The 18,236-nt window shown below is 30.4% G+C and carries 17 protein-coding genes and 2 tRNA genes; 18 read left to right on the forward strand and 1 reads right to left on the reverse strand.

The features are described 5' to 3' along the window. Positions 1-350: 350 nt before the first annotated feature. The 9 genes from fusA to disA all read left to right on the forward strand — a co-directional run bounded on the left by fusA (position 351) and on the right by disA (position 10,906). A complete protein-coding gene (fusA, locus tag V7Q02_RS14045) occupies positions 351-2,441 on the forward strand; it encodes an elongation factor G (protein WP_333861696.1) in 2,091 nt (696 codons plus the stop codon). Between the two features lie 145 nt (positions 2,442-2,586). After that, entirely contained in the window at positions 2,587-2,826 is a 240-nt protein-coding gene (locus V7Q02_RS14050) for a hypothetical protein (protein ID WP_333861697.1), read from the forward strand. 115 nt (positions 2,827-2,941) lie between these two features. Next, entirely contained in the window at positions 2,942-3,577 is a 636-nt protein-coding gene (locus V7Q02_RS14055; protein ID WP_333861698.1) for a histidine phosphatase family protein, read from the forward strand. 159 nt (positions 3,578-3,736) lie between these two features. Next, complete coding sequence (locus V7Q02_RS14060; protein WP_333861699.1) at positions 3,737-4,222, forward strand: CtsR family transcriptional regulator; 486 nt, start codon at positions 3,737-3,739, stop codon at positions 4,220-4,222. Between the two features lie 55 nt (positions 4,223-4,277). Then, positions 4,278-4,826 carry a UvrB/UvrC motif-containing protein gene (locus V7Q02_RS14065; RefSeq protein ID WP_333861700.1) on the forward strand — a complete coding sequence of 183 codons (549 nt, stop codon included), beginning with the start codon at positions 4,278-4,280 and terminating at the stop codon, positions 4,824-4,826. Between the two features lie 2 nt (positions 4,827-4,828). Next, a complete protein-coding gene (locus tag V7Q02_RS14070; RefSeq protein ID WP_333861701.1) occupies positions 4,829-5,866 on the forward strand; it encodes a protein arginine kinase in 1,038 nt (345 codons plus the stop codon). Positions 5,867-5,885: 19 nt separating this feature from the next. Beyond that, complete coding sequence (locus tag V7Q02_RS14075; RefSeq protein ID WP_333861703.1) at positions 5,886-8,324, forward strand: ATP-dependent Clp protease ATP-binding subunit; 2,439 nt, start codon at positions 5,886-5,888, stop codon at positions 8,322-8,324. 148 nt (positions 8,325-8,472) lie between these two features. Continuing rightward, entirely contained in the window at positions 8,473-9,831 is a 1,359-nt protein-coding gene (gene radA / locus V7Q02_RS14080) for a DNA repair protein RadA (RefSeq protein ID WP_333861704.1), read from the forward strand. Between the two features lie 10 nt (positions 9,832-9,841). Then, positions 9,842-10,906 carry a DNA integrity scanning diadenylate cyclase DisA gene (gene disA, locus V7Q02_RS14085; RefSeq protein ID WP_333861705.1) on the forward strand — a complete coding sequence of 355 codons (1,065 nt, stop codon included), beginning with the start codon at positions 9,842-9,844 and terminating at the stop codon, positions 10,904-10,906. A 35-nt stretch (positions 10,907-10,941) separates the two neighbouring features. Here the strand turns inward: disA and V7Q02_RS14090 are convergent, their stop codons facing one another. Further along, positions 10,942-11,343 (reverse strand): DUF1573 domain-containing protein, encoded by a 402-nt coding sequence (locus V7Q02_RS14090; protein WP_333861706.1) that lies wholly within the window; start codon positions 11,341-11,343, stop codon positions 10,942-10,944. 442 nt (positions 11,344-11,785) lie between these two features. Between V7Q02_RS14090 and V7Q02_RS14095 the strand changes: the two genes are divergently transcribed. From V7Q02_RS14095 to V7Q02_RS14135, 9 genes are all read left to right on the forward strand, one after another. Next, positions 11,786-12,913 (forward strand): PIN/TRAM domain-containing protein, encoded by a 1,128-nt coding sequence (locus tag V7Q02_RS14095; protein WP_333861707.1) that lies wholly within the window; start codon positions 11,786-11,788, stop codon positions 12,911-12,913. Continuing rightward, positions 12,903-13,598: a 2-C-methyl-D-erythritol 4-phosphate cytidylyltransferase gene (gene ispD / locus V7Q02_RS14100; protein WP_333861708.1), complete on the forward strand. Its 696-nt coding sequence runs from the start codon at positions 12,903-12,905 to the stop codon at positions 13,596-13,598. The genes V7Q02_RS14095 and ispD overlap by 11 nt, the downstream gene beginning before the upstream one ends. Before the next feature lie 209 nt (positions 13,599-13,807). Further along, a complete protein-coding gene (gene cysS / locus V7Q02_RS14105) occupies positions 13,808-15,205 on the forward strand; it encodes a cysteine--tRNA ligase (protein ID WP_333861710.1) in 1,398 nt (465 codons plus the stop codon). Between the two features lie 34 nt (positions 15,206-15,239). Next, positions 15,240-15,665 (forward strand): Mini-ribonuclease 3, encoded by a 426-nt coding sequence (locus tag V7Q02_RS14110; protein ID WP_333861711.1) that lies wholly within the window; start codon positions 15,240-15,242, stop codon positions 15,663-15,665. A gap of 40 nt (positions 15,666-15,705) precedes the next feature. Then, positions 15,706-16,524, forward strand: a complete 819-nt coding sequence (rlmB, locus tag V7Q02_RS14115; protein WP_333861712.1) for a 23S rRNA (guanosine(2251)-2'-O)-methyltransferase RlmB — start codon at positions 15,706-15,708, stop codon at positions 16,522-16,524. Beyond that, positions 16,521-17,033: an NYN domain-containing protein gene (locus V7Q02_RS14120; RefSeq protein ID WP_333861713.1), complete on the forward strand. Its 513-nt coding sequence runs from the start codon at positions 16,521-16,523 to the stop codon at positions 17,031-17,033. Before rlmB ends, V7Q02_RS14120 begins: the two co-directional genes overlap by 4 nt. Before the next feature lie 83 nt (positions 17,034-17,116). Continuing rightward, the gene (sigH, locus tag V7Q02_RS14125) at positions 17,117-17,749 is read left to right on the forward strand and encodes an RNA polymerase sporulation sigma factor SigH (RefSeq protein WP_333861714.1); all 633 of its coding nucleotides are present in this window, start codon (positions 17,117-17,119) and stop codon (positions 17,747-17,749) included. 198 nt (positions 17,750-17,947) lie between these two features. Further along, positions 17,948-18,023: transfer RNA gene (locus V7Q02_RS14130), tRNA-Gly, on the forward strand. A 9-nt stretch (positions 18,024-18,032) separates the two neighbouring features. Beyond that, positions 18,033-18,108 (forward strand) — tRNA-Thr (locus tag V7Q02_RS14135). Positions 18,109-18,236: the final 128 nt, after the last annotated feature.

The raw sequence follows: 18,236 nt of genomic DNA on the forward strand, positions 1-18,236 counted from the left end.
GCACCTGCCTTGCACGCAGGGGGTCAAGAGTTCGAATCTCTTTATCTCCACCAAAAACGGGTAACAATTTGTTGCTCGTTTTTTATTTTTTTAATTAAAATAGTGCAGTATTTTTTGAAGTGGGGGATAAGCACTGCTACGCTCCTAGATAAGTTCTACTATTATATGGAAGTTTTGAATACATTTTATCATTGAATAAAATGTAATATATGTTTAAAATAGAAGTATAATAAAAATTATTTAATTTTTAAAAGGGATTTTTAATTATTGAGTAGAATATTATATAAATAAAGTATAATTAATGAAGTAAAATATATAAATTAAATGTAAAGTACAAGGAGGAATTGCCTATGAAAACATATTTAACAAAAAATTTAAGAAACATAGGAATTATTGGACATAGTGGTTCCGGGAAGACCACATTGACAGAAGCGATACTTTACCATACGAAAACTATAGACAGATTAGGAAAAATTGAAGACGGAAATACAACTAGTGATTATGATCCCGAAGAAAAGAAAAGACAGATATCTGTATCAACCTCTATAGCTTCATGTAAATGTAAGGATGTAAAAATAAATCTAGTTGATATACCAGGATATTTTGATTTTATAGGAGAAACTTTTCAAGGATTAAGAGCAGTTGATTTGGCTATGATTGTTGTATCAGGTGTGTCAGGAATCCAAGTGGGAACTGAAAAGTCTTGGAATTATGTAAATAAGGAAAGACTTCCAAGGGCGTTTTATATAAATAAATTAGACAGGGAAAATTCAGATTTTGACAAAGTATTAAATAATTTAAAAGAAAAATTTGGTTTATCTGTGGTGCCCATACATTATCCTATAGGCAGAGAGAACAATTTTAAGGGTGTTGTAAACGTTATTTCAAGGAAGGCTAGAATATTTGATGATAAAAGTAAGACTATTAAGGATATCGATATTCCAGAGGAGATTGTAGAAAAAATTGATGAATGTAAGAATATGATTGTGGAAGCTGTGGCAGAAACGGATGAAGCACTTTTAGATAAATATTTTAATGAAGGTACCTTAAGTGATGAAGATATTTATACGGGACTTGTAAATGGCTGTACTAGAGGAGAAGTGGTTCCTGTAATGTGTGGTTCTGCTGCTAATGTAATAGGAGTAGAAACTTTGATGGAAAATGTGGTTCAATGTTTTCCATCTCCAGCGGATGTGGAATCTGTTACTGCTGAGAATTTAAAAGATAATTCTGAAATTACAATTAAAATGGATGAGGAAGAGCCTTTCTCAGCATTTGTTTTTAAAACTATAGCAGATCCTTTTGTAGGAAAATTATCTTTATTTAGAGTTATGACAGGAAAGTTGAAATCTGATATGACAGTGTACAATGTTAAAAAAGATAAAAATGAAAAAATAGGATCTATGTACTTTTTAAAAGGTAAACAACAGACTGCTGCATCTGAAATAATAGCGGGTGATTTGGGTGCAGTTGCTAAATTACAATTTACAAGTACAGGGGATACTTTATGTGAAGCTTCACATCCAATTGTATTTCAGAATATAAAATTTCCACAAGAGGTAATAGCAAAAGCGGTTTTACCTAAATCAAAAAATGATGAAGATAAGATATTAAGTGGGCTAAATAAATTATTGGAAGAAGATCCTACTTTTAAAGTAACTAGAGATATGGAAAATGCAGAAGTAATAATCTTTGGAATGGGAGAGACACATACAGATATAATATCTTGTAAATTAAAATCTAAATTTGGCGTGGATGTTATTTTACAAGATCCTAAAATACCTTATAGAGAAACTATAAAAAAGGTTTCTGATGTGCAAGGTAAGCATAAAAAACAGTCAGGAGGACATGGACAATACGGGGATGTAAAAATTAAATTTGAACCTAGGGCAGACGGAGAAGATGATTTGGAATTTGTGGATAAAATAGTTGGAGGTGTGGTACCAAGGCAGTATATACCAGCTGTTGAGAAGGGGCTTAAAGAATGCATAGGTCAGGGAGTTCTAGCTGGATATCCTGTGATAAGATTGAAAGCTACTCTTCATGATGGTTCTTTCCATCCTGTAGATTCTTCAGAGATGGCATTTAAGACAGCTGCATCCATTGCATATAAGAAAGGACTTCTAGAGGCTGAACCTGTGTTATTAGAGCCAGTTATGCATTTAGAGGTATCTGTTCCTGAATACTATATGGGAGATATAATAGGAGATATAAATAAAAAAAGAGGAAGGGTTCTTGGAATGAATTCTTCTGGAGAAAATCAAATAATAATAGCAGAAGTGCCTCAATCGGAAATATTTAGATATGCTACGGATTTAAGATCTATGACTCAGGCCAGAGGAGATTTTACCATAAGATTTGAGAGATATGAAGAGGTTCCTCCTGTTCAGGCTAATAAAATAATAGAATCCAGGAAGAATGTAAAAGTTAAGGATGATTAATTAAGGCTTGGAGAAAAGGGCTATTGCACTAAAGGGATTGGTGTAATAGTCCTTTTTAAATTTAATAATATGAATATTTTTATTTGTTAAACTAAATAATAATTTTATTGGTTAATATAATGCAGTTAATTTGAGGAGAGATTTTATGTCAAAATATAAGATGAATATAATTGGTAGGATTGCTTTGCAAGATTATAGTAGTATACAAGATTATATGTCAATAGTGAATAGAGATGATGATTTAACAATAATTATGGATAAAAATGATGATGAAGATGTGAAAATCATATGTAATATGTTGGAGAATAAAAATTTTGTAATTAGCTCCACAGAGGTTTGCACTAAAGATAAACATTATATAAGAGCATTCAAAAATATAGATTGAAGTATAATTTTTTCATGAATTATATGATATAATAAAAAATTATAAGAGTGTATATAAAATTTTAATATATAAGTTCTAATATATAAGTTCTTAAGTTGAAAAGGAGATAATTAGTATGGTTAAATTATATTTAGTAAGACATGGGGAAACTATATGGAATATAGAGAGAAAAATGCAGGGTGGTATGAGAGATTCACCTTTAACTAAAAAAGGCATTGAACAGGCTAATTTATTAAAAAACAGAATGGAGAATATAAATTTTGATATAATATATTCAAGTCCATTAGAAAGAGCAGTAAAAACTTCCAGGATAGTAGCGGCACAGAGAAATATACCCATAATAAAAGATGACAGACTTATGGAAATAGATATAGGAGAATGGGGAGGATTGACTAAAGAAGAAGCTAGAGAAAAAAATCCAGAACAGCTTAATAATTTTTGGACAAGCCCTAAAGCGTACGTTCCCATTACAGGAGAGAGTTTTTTACAGGTAAAAGTTAGAGCTATATCTCTGATAAAAGAAATTATTAGTAAATATGAAGGGAAGAGTATTTTAATTGTAACTCATACTGTAGTATTAAGAATTTTGATGGGGTATTTTGAAAATAGACCTTTGGATGAATTGTGGCAAGGTTCTTATATTCATCAAGCAAGTCTAAGTGAAGTAGAAATAGAGAATGGATGTTATAATATTTTGTTATATGGAGATACATCGCATTTAGGAAAAGTAAAAAGTGTAAATACAATATAAAGTTTATAGTATATCTTAGAAAAATAGAGAAAAGTATATTTAAATTCAGTACATCGTTGAAAAATACTGAATTTAAGTATATTTCAATATTGATTTAATAGCTAATTAATAATATTATTTAAGAAAGTCAAAGAAAGTCAAAGTCAAGAAGGTGATGAGTTGGCAAGATTATCGGATATAATAGAAGAATTTATAAAAGATATGTTTAATAACGATAACAATAATGATGAGCTTCAGATTGGAAGAAATGAATTAGCCAATTATTTTAGTTGTGCTCCCTCACAGATAAATTATGTATTAACTACTAGATTTACTACAGATAAAGGATACTATATAGAGAGTAAACGAGGAGGGGGAGGGTATATAATTATAAAGAAAGTGGAACTTAACTGTAATAAGAATTTGTTGGATATTATAATGGAAAAGATAGGAGATAATATAACTTATAATGCTGGAGTACAGATTATAGAGGGTTTATTTGAAGAAGAAATTATAACAGAGAGAGAAGCTATAATATTAAAGGCAGTTATAAATGACAGAACATTAAACACTATAATGGACAATAAGAATAAATTAAGGGCAGATGTGTTAAAGACCTTGATGATTGTTATATTTAACACACCTAAATTTGTTATTAATAGATAATAATGTGATATAATAATTACTATAATATTATATTTACATGTGTAGGAGTGATAATATGCTTTGTGATATATGTAAAAAAAATGATGCTACAGTTCATGTAACAAAAGTAATAAATGGACATAAACAAGAGATAAATTTGTGTGAAAAATGTGCAAAGGAAAAAGGAGAGTTAAGTTTTGTACCTTCAATAGATTTTGTTTCTTCATTTGGATTCCAGAATATTTTAAGTGGTATCATGGATTATATGAGTAGTGGAAATAATGAGCAATACAAGACTTTTGATATACGTTGTAAAAATTGCAATACATCTTATAGTGAGTTCAAAAAGAAGGGACTTGTGGGATGTAGTGAGTGTTATAAAAATTTTGCTAATATTTTAGAACCAATTATTAAAAGGGTTCAAGCAAATTTAGATCATACAGGCAAAGTTCCTAAGAAAACTGGCAGAAATATTATAGAGAAAAAAAATCTCTTAAAATTAAAAGGAGATCTCCAAAAAGCAGTATCCTTAGAAGAATATGAAAAAGCTGCTACTATAAGAGATAGAATAAAAGAAATAGAAAAACAAATTCACTTAAATAAAGATGGCAAAAAGGAGGGATAATTGTGGATAATTGGATGACTACTTATGAAAGTCATAATTATGGTTTAGCAATAAGCAGTAGAATAAGGCTAGCCAGAAATTTAGCTAAGATCCCCTTTTCACATAAATTGAATGTAGAAGAAAGCAAAAAAGTGATTAAAGATGTAGAAAATGCTTTTTATACATCTTCAAGTACAGAAGAAAAATTTAAAAGTAATTATTTATGGGAAAAGGATGATAATGAGAAGAATATTTACTTAGAAAAACATCTTATAAGTAAAAATTTAATAGACAATTCCTCCAAGGCAGCTTTTATATTAGACGATAAAGAAACTATAAGTATTATGATAAATGAAGAAGATCATGTGAGAATTCAATGTATAACAGCAGGGCTAAATTTAGAGGAAGTATATAATGTAAGTGAAAAAGTAGATGACTTGTTAGAAGAAAATTTAGAATATGCTTTTGATGAAAAACTGGGATACTTGACAGCATGTCCTACTAACGTTGGAACAGGACTTAGAGCTTCTGTTATGCTGCATTTACCATCACTTTCTTTAAATAATCAAATAAATGGCTTATTAAATGCATTAGCTCAAGTGGGCATGACCATTAGAGGATTATATGGTGAAGGGTCAAAAGCTATAGGAAATATATACCAAATTTCTAATCAGGTGACTTTAGGACGCAGTGAAGAGGAGATATTGAGTAATTTAAAAGCTTTAGTCATTCAAATAATAAATCAAGAAGTAATTTCTCGGGAAAATCTTATGAAGAAGTATAAATATGAACTAGAAGATAAAATTTATAGAGCACTTGGGGTATTGAAATCTGCTATGCTTTTAAATTCAAGTGAATGTCTGAAGCTTTTATCAGATGTAAGATTAGGAGTAGAGATGGGAATAATTAAGGATGTAAATGGAGTAACATTAAATAAACTATTGGTGGAAGCTCAGCCGGCTGCAATACAGAGGATGTATGGGGAGAGTTTATCAAATAAGGACAGAGATTTTAACAGAGCCAAATTTATTAGAGAAAAATTAGCTGTGAATACAGCTTAAAAGGAGCGTGAAATACATTATGATGTTTGGAAGATTTACAGAAAGAGCACAAAAGGTGTTAATTTATGCCCAAGAAGAGGCGCAAACGCTTCAACATGGTTATGTGGGCACAGAGCATATACTTTTAGGGGTGTTAAAAGAAGATGGAATAGCCAAGAAACTTTTAAATAGTATGAATATTACTATAGAAACAGTAAGAAGTTTTATAGAAGAATATGAAGGCAGGGGAGAAATTGATTTATATAATAAGGAAATACCTCTTACTCCAAGGACAAAAAGACTTTTAGAATTGAGTTTATTTGAAGCTAGAAATTTAAATCATAATTATATTAGTCCAGAGCATATCCTACTTGCGTTGATCAGGGAGGCAGAAGGAGTTGCATTTACTATTTTGAATAATTTAGGTGCTGATTTCAATAAATTAAGAAAACAGCTTATAGATTCTCTTTCAGGAGAGCAGTCAGTTAGTTCAAATAATTCTAAGAAAGAAAATGGAGAGCCAACTCCAACATTGGATCAATTTGGTAGGGATTTAACTGATATGGCTAAGGAAGGAAAATTAGATCCGGTTATAGGGAGAGAGAAAGAAACTCAGAGAGTTCTGGAGATATTAAGTAGAAGGACTAAAAATAATCCATGTCTTATAGGAGATCCAGGAGTAGGTAAGACGGCTATAGCAGAAGGATTGGCAGAGAAAATAGTGGCAGCTAATATACCAGAGCTTTTAAAAGGAAAGAGAGTAGTGACTTTGGATCTTTCTTCAATGATAGCAGGTTCTAAATATAGAGGAGAGTTTGAAGAAAGACTCAAAAAAGTCATGGAAGAAATAAGAAAATCGGGGAATGTAATATTATTTATAGACGAAATTCATACTATAATAGGAGCGGGAGCCGCAGAAGGAGCTATAGATGCCTCCAATATATTGAAACCAGCTTTAGCAAGAGGAGAAATACAATGTATAGGGGCAACTACTATAGACGAGTATAGAAAATATATAGAAAAAGATGCAGCGCTTGAAAGAAGATTCCAGCCTATATTGGTAGGAGAACCTACAAAAGAAGAAGCAGTTTTGATATTGAAAGGGTTAAGAGATAAATATGAAGCTCACCACAGAGTGAAGATAACAGATGAGGCCATTGATGCTGCAGTAAATTTATCTGACAGATATATTACGGATAGATATTTACCAGATAAAGCTATTGACCTTATTGATGAAGCGGCAGCCAAAGTGAGAATACAAAATTTAATTGCACCACCTGATTTGAAAAATTTGGAAGTGGAATTAGAAAAAGCAACCAAGGAAAAAGAGGATTCTATTAGATTACAGGATTTCGAAAAAGCTGCTAAATTAAGAGATATAGAAAAAGAATTGAAGGATAAATTAGAAGGATTAAAGACTAACTGGAAAACTAAGAAAGAGGTTTCTACATTATTAGTAGGAGAAGAAAAGATTGCATCGGTAGTATCTCAGTGGACTAATATACCTGTAGAGAAATTAACTGAAAAAGAACTGCAGAGATTATTAAAATTAGAAGATATTCTTCATAAAAGAGTGATAGGACAGGATGAAGCAGTTAAATCTATAGCAAGAGCAGTGAGAAGAGCTAGAGTTGGACTTAAAGACCCTAAAAGACCTATAGGATCGTTTATATTCTTAGGACCTACAGGAGTTGGAAAGACTGAACTATCTAAAGCTCTGGCAGAGGCCATGTTTGGTGATGAAAATAATCTTGTGAGAATTGATATGTCTGAGTACATGGAAAAACACACGGTATCTAAGCTTATAGGATCGCCACCAGGATATGTAGGATATGATGAAGGAGGACAACTTACAGAAAAAGTAAGAAGAAATCCTTATTCAGTAGTCTTATTTGATGAAATAGAAAAAGCACATCCTGAGGTGTTTAATATACTGCTGCAAATACTTGAAGATGGAAGATTAACAGATGGAAAAGGAAAGACTATAAATTTTAAGAATACTATAATTATAATGACATCCAATGTAGGGGCATCTACTATTAGGAAGCAAAAATCTATGGGATTTACATTTACAGGTGATGGTGAAAAACAAGATGAATATTATAAGATGAAAGATAATATAATGGAGGAGTTAAAAGTTTCTTTTAGACCTGAATTTTTAAATAGAATTGATGATATCATAGTATTCCACCAATTACAGGAAGAAGATTTGAAACAAATAGTTAAGCTTATGTTAAACGATGTTTCTATGAGACTTAAAGAAAAGGAGATAGACATTAATTTTGACCAGAAAGCACAGGAGTTATTGGCAAAAGAAGGATTTGATATAACCTATGGAGCAAGACCTCTTAGAAGAGCTATAACTAAAACTGTAGAAGACAAACTTTCAGAAGAAATGTTAAAGGGTAATGTTAAAAGGGGGGATAAGGTGGAAGTAGTTGTTGAAGGAGAAGAGCTGTCTTTCAATAAAGTTGACTAGAAATAAGTAAAATAAACTCCGCTCTTTATATATAGAGTGGAGTTTATTTTTATGGGATTTTAAATAGTTTTAAAAAAATCATATAATTTTTCACCACAACAGATGATTATATTGTATAATTATATCTTATATAGGAGGAGATGATTACATGGTAAAGAAGAAAACTATCTTTATATGTCAACAATGTGGATATCAATCTCCAAAGTGGTTAGGAAAATGTCCTAGTTGTAATAATTGGAATAGCATGATAGAAGAAATTAAACCAACTAAGGAGGCATATTTTTCAGATTTAGAATTTAAAAACATGCCAAAAAGTATAAATGATATAAAATCTGGTGAGCATGAAAGATTGGATACAGGTATAATGGAATTAAATAGAGTTCTTGGGGGAGGTATTGTAAGAGGTTCTATTACACTTATATCAGGAGCTCCAGGCATTGGTAAATCCACATTACTTTTACAGGCAGCTAGTAATATTGCAGATAGGTATGAAAAGGTGTTATATGTTTCTGGAGAAGAATCGGAAGAGCAAATAAAAATGAGGGGAGATAGACTTAAATCTTTATCTAATAATCTTTATGTGGTTTCTGAGACTAATTTAGATAAAATAGAAAGGTATATAGAAAAAAATAAACCTATCTTTGTAGTTATAGATTCTATACAAACTTTGTTTAAAGAATATATAAGTTCGGCTCCAGGAAGTGTATCTCAAGTCAGAGAAACCTCCAATCATATTATGCGTATGGGAAAGTCAAATAATATATCTTTTTTTATAGTGGCACATGTTACAAAACAGGGGGAACTAGCAGGACCTAGAGTATTAGAACATATAGTTGATACGGTACTGTCTTTTGAAGGAGAAAGGACAGAGGAATTCAGGATACTTAGAACAGTAAAAAACCGTTTTGGTACCACCAGTGAAATTGGTGTATTTGAAATGGTGGAATACGGGCTCAGGCAAATATCTAACCCTTCTACAGCATTTTTGGGAGATAGGGATTTTCAAAAAGAAGGTTCCATAGTTATTGGAATAATGGAAGGAAGAAGGCCTATATTAGTTGAAATACAGGCTTTGGTTAGTGAGACTAGGGCAGTTATTCCAAGAAGAACAGCAGTTGGAGTAGATATCTCCAGATTAAATTTAATTTTAGCAGTACTAGAAAAAAAGATTAAAATTCCATTTTATAATTGTGATGTTTATGCTAATGTAGTAGGAGGACTCAAATTAGAGGGTACATTTGGAGATTTAGGATTAGCATTGGCTCTTATATCCAGTTCTAAATCTAAAGAAATGAGTTTAGATAATCTTTTGGCAGTGGGAGAAATAGGTCTTACGGGCGAAATCAGACCAGTGTCTTTTTGCGATAGGATTGTAAGCGAAGCAGAAAAAATGGGATTTAGAAATATATTGATACCAAATAGAAATAAAGAGAAAATAAATAACAAAAAAATAAATATTATAGGTGTATCTTCTTTGAAGGAATCCTTAAATAAAGTTTTTGATTAGGGTGATAATTTTGAGATTAGAAAAGGAAAAGGAGCTTAAAAGTATATTAAAGCTTTTAGCTCCGGGAACTCAGCTTAGAGAAGGGCTGGAAAATATATTAAGAGCTAAAACTGGCGGACTTATAGTACTTGGAGATAGTGAACAAATATTAAAAGTAGTAGATGGTGGCTTTGCCATTAATTCAGAATATAGTCCTTCTTATATATATGAACTTGCAAAAATGGATGGAGCTATTATACTTAGCAGTGATTTAAAAAAGATATTATATGCAAATACTCAACTTATTCCAGATTCTACTGTTCCTACCTTTGAAACGGGAACAAGACATAGAACCGCAGATAGGGTAGCCAAACAAACAGGAGTTATAGTTATTGCAATTTCTCAAAGGAGAAATGTTATAACAGTATATAGAGGACATATCAAATATGTTTTAAGGGATAGTAGTGTTATGCTTGGAAGGGCCAATCAGGCACTTCAGACCCTAGAAAAATATGTTGCTGTATTGGATAGAGTTGTTAATAATCTTAATATTCTTGAATTTCAAGATATAGTTACATTGTTTGATGTAATGACAGCTATTCAAAGAACTGAAATGGTAATGAGAATAGTATCTGAAATTGAAATATACATATGTGAATTAGGAAATGAAGGAAGGCTTATCTCTATGCAATTAAATGAACTTATTAAAAGTGTAGAGAGAGATGGAATATTTATGATAAGAGACTATTGTCAAACTGATATGGATTATGATGAAATATATAAACAGATTCAAGAAATAAGTTCTGATGATGTTTTAAATCTTGATTTTATTTCTAGGGCTATGGGATATGCAGGAGTACCATTGGTTGATACACTTATATCACCAAGAGGATATAGAATGTTAAGCAAAATTCCTAGGATACCAGCTACTGTAATAGATAATCTGGTTAAAAATTTTAAGGAACTCAAAGGAATTATGGAGGCCTCTTATGAAGACCTTGATAGAGTTGAGGGAATAGGTGAGGCTAGAGCTAGAGCAATAAAGAATGGGTTGAGGCGACTTAGAGAACAGATTATGATAGATAATAAATTTTAGCACAAAATAATATTAAATATTATTTTGTGCCCAAACTATCTAAAAGAATATTTTCCTAAAGTATTTATTTTATCATATTCTTTTAAAAGTATATCGTATAGGTTTAAATCAAGTATATTGCATAAGGAAGTAAGATAAAATAGATTGTTTCCTATTTCATTTTGTATTACATCTCTACAGTTATCACACAAAGAGCCTTTTGTGTGTGTATTTAAACAATTTTTTAAAAATTCAATATTTAAAGTGTTGTCTTCAGACATGCGTTGTTTTTTGGCACAAACTTCTATGCATCCGCAATTGGTAACAGATTTTGCAATAGCTCTGTTTATCCGGGCATTTGACTCTTGGAATTTAGTAATTATATCTAAAATACTCTTATGTCTTAACAATGATTCACTTACGGCATTTTGAAAATCGTCAAATATTATATCTTTCATCCAGTTCAACTCCTTATATAGATTTAGCATATTATCTACAATATTTAAATGTAGTGTCAGAAACCTTTGTTAGTAAGATAAAGTTATTCTTAACTTCTATGATACCATATTTTACTAACAATAAATATATTTTTAAGTTAGAAATATACTATATAACTTATATAAATAATAGTTTTCAAAAAATGTATTTATAAATCTATAAAATTTACTTTATTTATATAATAAACTAATAGTCATATTATTAATAGGGGGAATTGTACATAAAATATTTGGTTAAAAGTTATTTTTAGCATTTTTATACAGATATATTGATTAAATAAATTATTTAAGTAAATAATTTATTAAATAAAACTAGTTTTATTGAAAAAAGTATTTACTTAATATAATATATTAAGTAAATAAAATGAAAAAAATGTAATTAACATATAAGGAGGTGTATTTATTGTTAAAAAAGATACTTAGAGGGCTTTTTACAATAATAGGCTTAATATTAGGGTATTTGGTGGGAGATGCTATTATAAATTCTCAGTATTTTACCCAAATATTTTATGTAAGCGATAATCCTGTAAAAAAGATTTTATTTTTAATTTTATTAACTTTATTTTTTGGAATTATATTATTTTTGATATCACCTTGGATTAATTCAGCAATCATGAAAACTATGGATTATATTGAAAAAAATGTCCAAAAACTTCCTGCAACAGAAATATTATTGGGAGTATTAGGGGCATTGATAGGGCTTCTTATATCATCAGTATTTCTTAATTTATTGGCAAAGGTGCCTGTTGTAGGTGCTGTGCTGGCGGTTATAATAGCCATACTTATGGCTGCCTTGGGGGCTAATATAGCTATAAGGAAGAGAGAAGAACTTATGTCCTTGCTATCTAATATCAGCTATAGGAGGGTTCAGGGAATTAATAAAGACAAGAAAACTAAAGATGAATTTGAACAGAAGGTATACCCTAAAGTTTTGGATACCTCTGTAATAATAGATGGCAGGATATTTGATATATGTCAAACTGGATTTGTAGAAGGACCGTTGATAATTCCGGATTTTGTGTTAGCAGAATTGAGACATATAGCAGATTCTTCAGATGGATTAAAGAGGACTAGAGGGAGAAGAGGGCTTGATATATTGAATAAAATACAAAAAGAATTAAATATTGATGTGCAAATATATGAAAAAGACTTTCCCAATATTGTTGAAGTGGACAGCAAGCTTTTAAAGCTTTCACAGGTGCTGAATGGAAAAGTAGTAACTAATGATTATAATTTAAATAAAGTTGCAGAGTTTCAGGGGGTACCGGTACTTAATATAAATGAACTTGCCAATGCGGTAAAACCTGTAGTACTTCCTGGTGAAGAAATGAATGTTCAGATAATTAAAGATGGAAAAGAATCAGGACAGGGTATAGCTTATTTAGATGATGGTACTATGATAGTTATAGAAGGAGGAAAAAAGTCCATAGGAGAAACAAAAGATGTAGTTGTAACTTCTGTACTACAAACAGCAGCGGGAAGAATGATATTTGCAAAACAAAAAGAGGAGTTGCAATCTTATGAGAAATAATTATGCAGTTATTGTAGCGGCAGGCAAGGGAAAAAGAATGAAACTCCCAGTTAATAAACAATTTATTAATATTCAAGGAAAACCAGTGTTGTATTATTCCATCAATGAATTTTCAAAAAGTTCTTTAATAGATAAAATTGTAGTAGTATGTGCTGAAGATGAAATTGAATATTGCAGACAGGAGATAATTGAAAAATACAACTTTAACAAAGTAGTTAAAATAGTTAGTGGAGGAGAAGAAAGGCAGAATTCGGTGTTTAATGGACTAAAGGTATTAGAAAATTGTGATGTAGTTTTGATTCATGACGGAGCAAGACCATTTGTTACAAATAAAATAATTAAAGATGGGATAAGATATTCTAATATGTATGGTGCCTGTGCTTGTGGAGTTATGCCTAAAGATACCATAAAAATTAAAGGCAAAGATGGATTTAGTTTTAAAACTTTAGAAAGAAAAGAATTGTTCATAGTTCAAACTCCTCAGTGTTTTAACTATGACTTAATATATGATTGTTATAAGAGACTTTTAAATAAAAAAGTTCAAGTTACTGACGATACTATGGTAGTAGAGTATTTTGGAAACAAGGTTTATTTGTATGAAGGAAGTTATGATAATATAAAGATAACTACAGCAGAGGATTTAATTGTGGCGAAAAATATATGTGAAATACATAAATATATATAAATTAAAGAACCTTGCAGCTTTACATGTTTGATATGGGCTGCAGGTTTTGTTTATATTTAAAGAATAATGGATAGTATATGAAGGGGGCTTAAATAACTTCAAATAATGTGATAAAATATTTAAGGAATTTAAATTAAACATTTTGTAATATTAATTATATGATATTAGTAGACGGTATAAGGATAAGATTAAGGGAGGTATAAAGGCTAGTGAGAATTTTTAATACAATGACTAGAAAAAAAGAAGAATTTGTTCCTTTGATTCTAGGAGAAGTAAAAATGTATGTATGTGGTCCAACAGTATACAATTTTTTTCATATAGGTAATGCTAGAACTTTTGTTGTGTTTGATACTGTAAGACGATATTTTGAATATAAAGGTTATAAAGTGAATTTTGTACAAAACTTTACTGATATAGATGATAAGATGATAAAGAAGTCAAATGATGAAAACATAACTGTGCAGCAGCTTGGGGATAAATTTATAGATGAATATTATAAAGATGCGGATGCTTTAAATATAAAAAGAGCTACAGTAAATCCAAGAGCTACACTTTATATATCCAAGATAATTGAATTTATACAGGATTTAATAGATAAAGGATATGCTTATCCAGTGGAGGGAGATGTGTATTTTGATGCTAAAAAGTTTAACGATTATGGTAAACTTTCGGGACAAAATATTGAACAACTTCAATTAGGAGCGAGGATAGACATAGATGAAAGAAAAAAAAATCCTATGGATTTTGCAGTTTGGAAGAGTGCAAAAGAGGGAGAACCTTCATGGAAAAGTCCTTGGGGAATGGGAAGGCCGGGGTGGCATATAGAGTGTTCTTGTATGGCTTATAATATATTAGGTGAGACTATAGACATACATGCAGGGGGTTCTGATCTAAAGTTTCCACATCACGAAAATGAAATAGCTCAAAGTGAAGGAAGAACAGGTAAAGTATTTGCTAGGTATTGGATGCATTCTGCTTTTGTAAATATAAATAATCAGAAAATGTCTAAGTCTTTAAATAATTTCTTTACCACAAGAGAAATTTTAGAAAATTATGAACCGGATGTTGTAAGATTATTTATGTTATCAGGTCATTATAGAACTCCTATAAATTTTAGTATTGAACTTTTAGATTCCACTAAATCGGCCTTGGACAGAATTTGTAATTCAATTATAAATTTAGAGGAATTTTTAAGCAATGATAAAAATAATACACTATTGGATAGTGAAATAAAATATAGAGAACATCTAGATAGTTATAGAAAAAGGTATATAGAAAAGATGGATGACGACTTTAATACTGCAGATGCTATATCGGTAATTTTTGATTTAATAAGAGATGTAAATACTAACATAGATGAAAATTCATCTGTAGAAATAATTAAATATTGTCTTGATTTAATAAGAGAATTGGGTTCTCCTCTTGGAATACTTCAGAAATCTGAAAGAGGAAGTATAGAGACAGAAGTTGAACTTTTAATAGAGAAAAGACAAAAAGCCAGACAGGATAAAAATTGGGCATTAGCAGACGAAATAAGAGATGATTTAAAAGATAAGGGAATAATATTAGAAGACACTTCAGGTGGAGTAAGGTGGAAGAGGATATAATTATATTTATATGACTTAAATTAGGAGAAATCAAATGGAGAGTAATTTACTGAAAATGAGATTTGATAAGATAGATATTAGACAATTGAATCCCCTTACGCTTGCATTTGTGGGAGATGCTGTATATGATGTGCTTGTGAGGACTTATTTAATAAATAAGTTTAAAAACATATCTGTTCACAATCTCCATGTTAAAGCTATAAAATTTGTAAAAGCTCATTCTCAAAGTGAAATTATAAAGAAATTGGAAAAACAATTATCAGAGGAAGAGTTTTATTTTTTTAAAAGAGGAAGGAATGCTAAGTCTGGAACAGTTCCTAAAAATGCAGATATACAAGAATATAGATTTGCAACAGGATTTGAAACTTTAGTAGGATTCTTATATTTAACTGGTGAAGTTGATAGATTAAATTGTCTATTTGAATTTATAGTTGCTTTAAGTGATAAGGGTGAATTTTAGAACAAAAAATTATTAAATTAAAAATGTAAAAGGTAGAGATATGAAAAATAAGTATAATGTCTTAAAATATAAAAATAAAACAGAAAATCTAAAAAGCGAGCCTAAGTTTAGGGAAGATTTAATTGAAGGAAGAAATGCGGTTTTAGAGGCGTTGAAGTCTGGAAATGTGACTGTAGAACAAATTCTTGTACTAGATGGAAACATGTCAGGTTCTATAAACACTATATTTGCAATTGCCAAGGAAAAACATATAGTTATAAAAAAAGTGGATAGAAGAAAGTTAGATAAAGTTTCTCAAACAGGAGTACATCAGGGGGTAATTGCACAAATAACCCCCTATAAATACTGTGAATTGGAAGATATACTAGAGTATGCTTTAGATAAGGGAGAATCTCCTTTTATAATTATATTAGATGAAATAGAAGATCCTCATAATTTTGGAGCTATAATAAGAACGGCAGAGGCATCTGGGGTACATGGAATTATAATACCCAAAAGAAGAAATGTTGGTATAACGCCTACAGTATACAAATCCTCTGCTGGAGCAGTGGAATACATGAAAATATGTAAAGTTACAAATTTAAATACTATAATAGAAAAACTGAAAAAACAAAATATATGGATATATGGGGCCGACATGACAGGAGAAAACTATTGTTTTGATGTTGATTTTAACAGTTCTATAGCCTTAATTATAGGAAGTGAAGGAAGAGGAATATCAAGACTTATAAAAGAAAAATGTGATGGGTTAGTAAAAATACCTATGATGGGAAATATATCCTCTTTAAATGCTTCTGTGGCTGCTGGTATGTTAATGTATGAAATATTAAAGCAAAAAATGAAAAGTGGTAGAAATTGAGAACTATTTTTGTAGATGGGTATAATGTAATAAATAGTTGGCCTGAATTAAATGATATAAAAAATTACAGTTTTGAAGCTGCAAGACAGCAACTTATAGAAACCTTAAGTAATTATGCGGCTTATAAGGGATATAATATTTTTATAGTATTTGATGCTCATATGGTGGCAGGAAGCTTGGAAAAGAAGGAAAAAATCAGTGAAAATGTTCAGGTTGTATTTACAAAGGAAAATGAGACAGCAGATTCTTTTATAGAAAAAACGGTAAATAGAATAGGACGCAGGAGTGAAGTATTTGTTGTAACTTCAGATTCTTTAGAACAGCAGATAACATTTCAAAGGGGAGCTGTAAGAATGTCATCTATTGAATTTTATCATGAGGTTAAGCAGATAGAATCCAGAATAAAAAGAAAAATAGAGAATAAATACTCTAAACAAAAACATACTTTGGAGGATAGAATAGCAAAGGATATGCTGGAAAAACTTGAAAAAATTCGCAAAAGTCGTTAAAATCTATTGACTATAAAATTAATTTTAATGTATAATTAGGCTATGTTCTTTATATTTGTTTTGGAGGGGATATCTTGGTGGATATGGGTTATAGTGATAAGAAAATTTCCTCCTTTGAAGAAAGATTAGATGAGGAAGTAGTTATTCAAGCAAAAGAAGGAAATGTAAGGGCTCAAGAATACATGATAAATAAATATGAAAATTTTGTTAAGTCTAAAGCGAAATCATATTTTTTAATTGGAGCAGATAAAGAGGATATTTATCAAGAAGGTATGATAGGGCTTTATAAGGCGATAAGGGATTTTAAAACAGATAAGTTATCATCCTTTAAAGCTTTTGCTGAACTTTGTGTCACACGTCAAATAATAACAGCCATAAAAACTGCTACCAGACAAAAGCATATTCCATTAAATACGTATGTTTCCTTAAATAAACCTATATATGATGAAGAATCTGACAGAACCTTACTGGATGTTTTATCAGAATCTAAAGTTGCAGATCCAGAAGAATTAATAATTAGTAAGGAAGAATTAAAGCATATACATAGTGAAATAGGTGAAGTTCTGTCTAATTTAGAAATGGAAGTTCTTATGTCTTATTTAGATGGTAAGTCTTATCAGGAAATTGCTTGTGATTTGGATAGACATGCCAAGTCAATAGATAATGCTTTGCAAAGGGTTAAAAGAAAATTAGAAAAATGCTTAATTAATAAATAAGATAAATGGATTTTAAAGAATAAACGCTGATTTTTGAATATATTTATTTGATTTTGAAAACATTTAAAATTAAAAGGAAATAAATTTCACATGTTTGTCCTGAATAAATAGAAAATACATATTGACAAAAAAATATACTTGTATTAAAATTGATAATCGGTATGTAGCGTTTATTAATGTTAAAGACAAAAGTTTCAGGCGGGAGTAGTTCAGTTGGTAGAACACCAGCTTCCCAAGTTGGCTGTCGCGGGTTCGAGTCCCGTCTTCCGCTCCAGTTAAAATTGCCCATGTAGCTCAGTAGGCAGAGCGTCACCTTGGTAAGGTGGAGGTCACCAGTTCAATCCTGGTCATGGGCTCCAATTTATATAGTAATTTTATAAAATTCTTACAACACACCAGGATGAGTTTACTTAAATAAAATGTGTAACAAACAAGGAGGAAGAAGTAATGTCAAAAGAAAAGTTTGAGAGAACAAAACCGCATGTAA

The sequence above is a fragment of the Clostridium sp. genome (assembly GCF_036781005.1).
In the GTDB taxonomy this organism is placed as follows: Bacteria; Bacillota; Clostridia; order Clostridiales; family Clostridiaceae; genus Clostridium_B.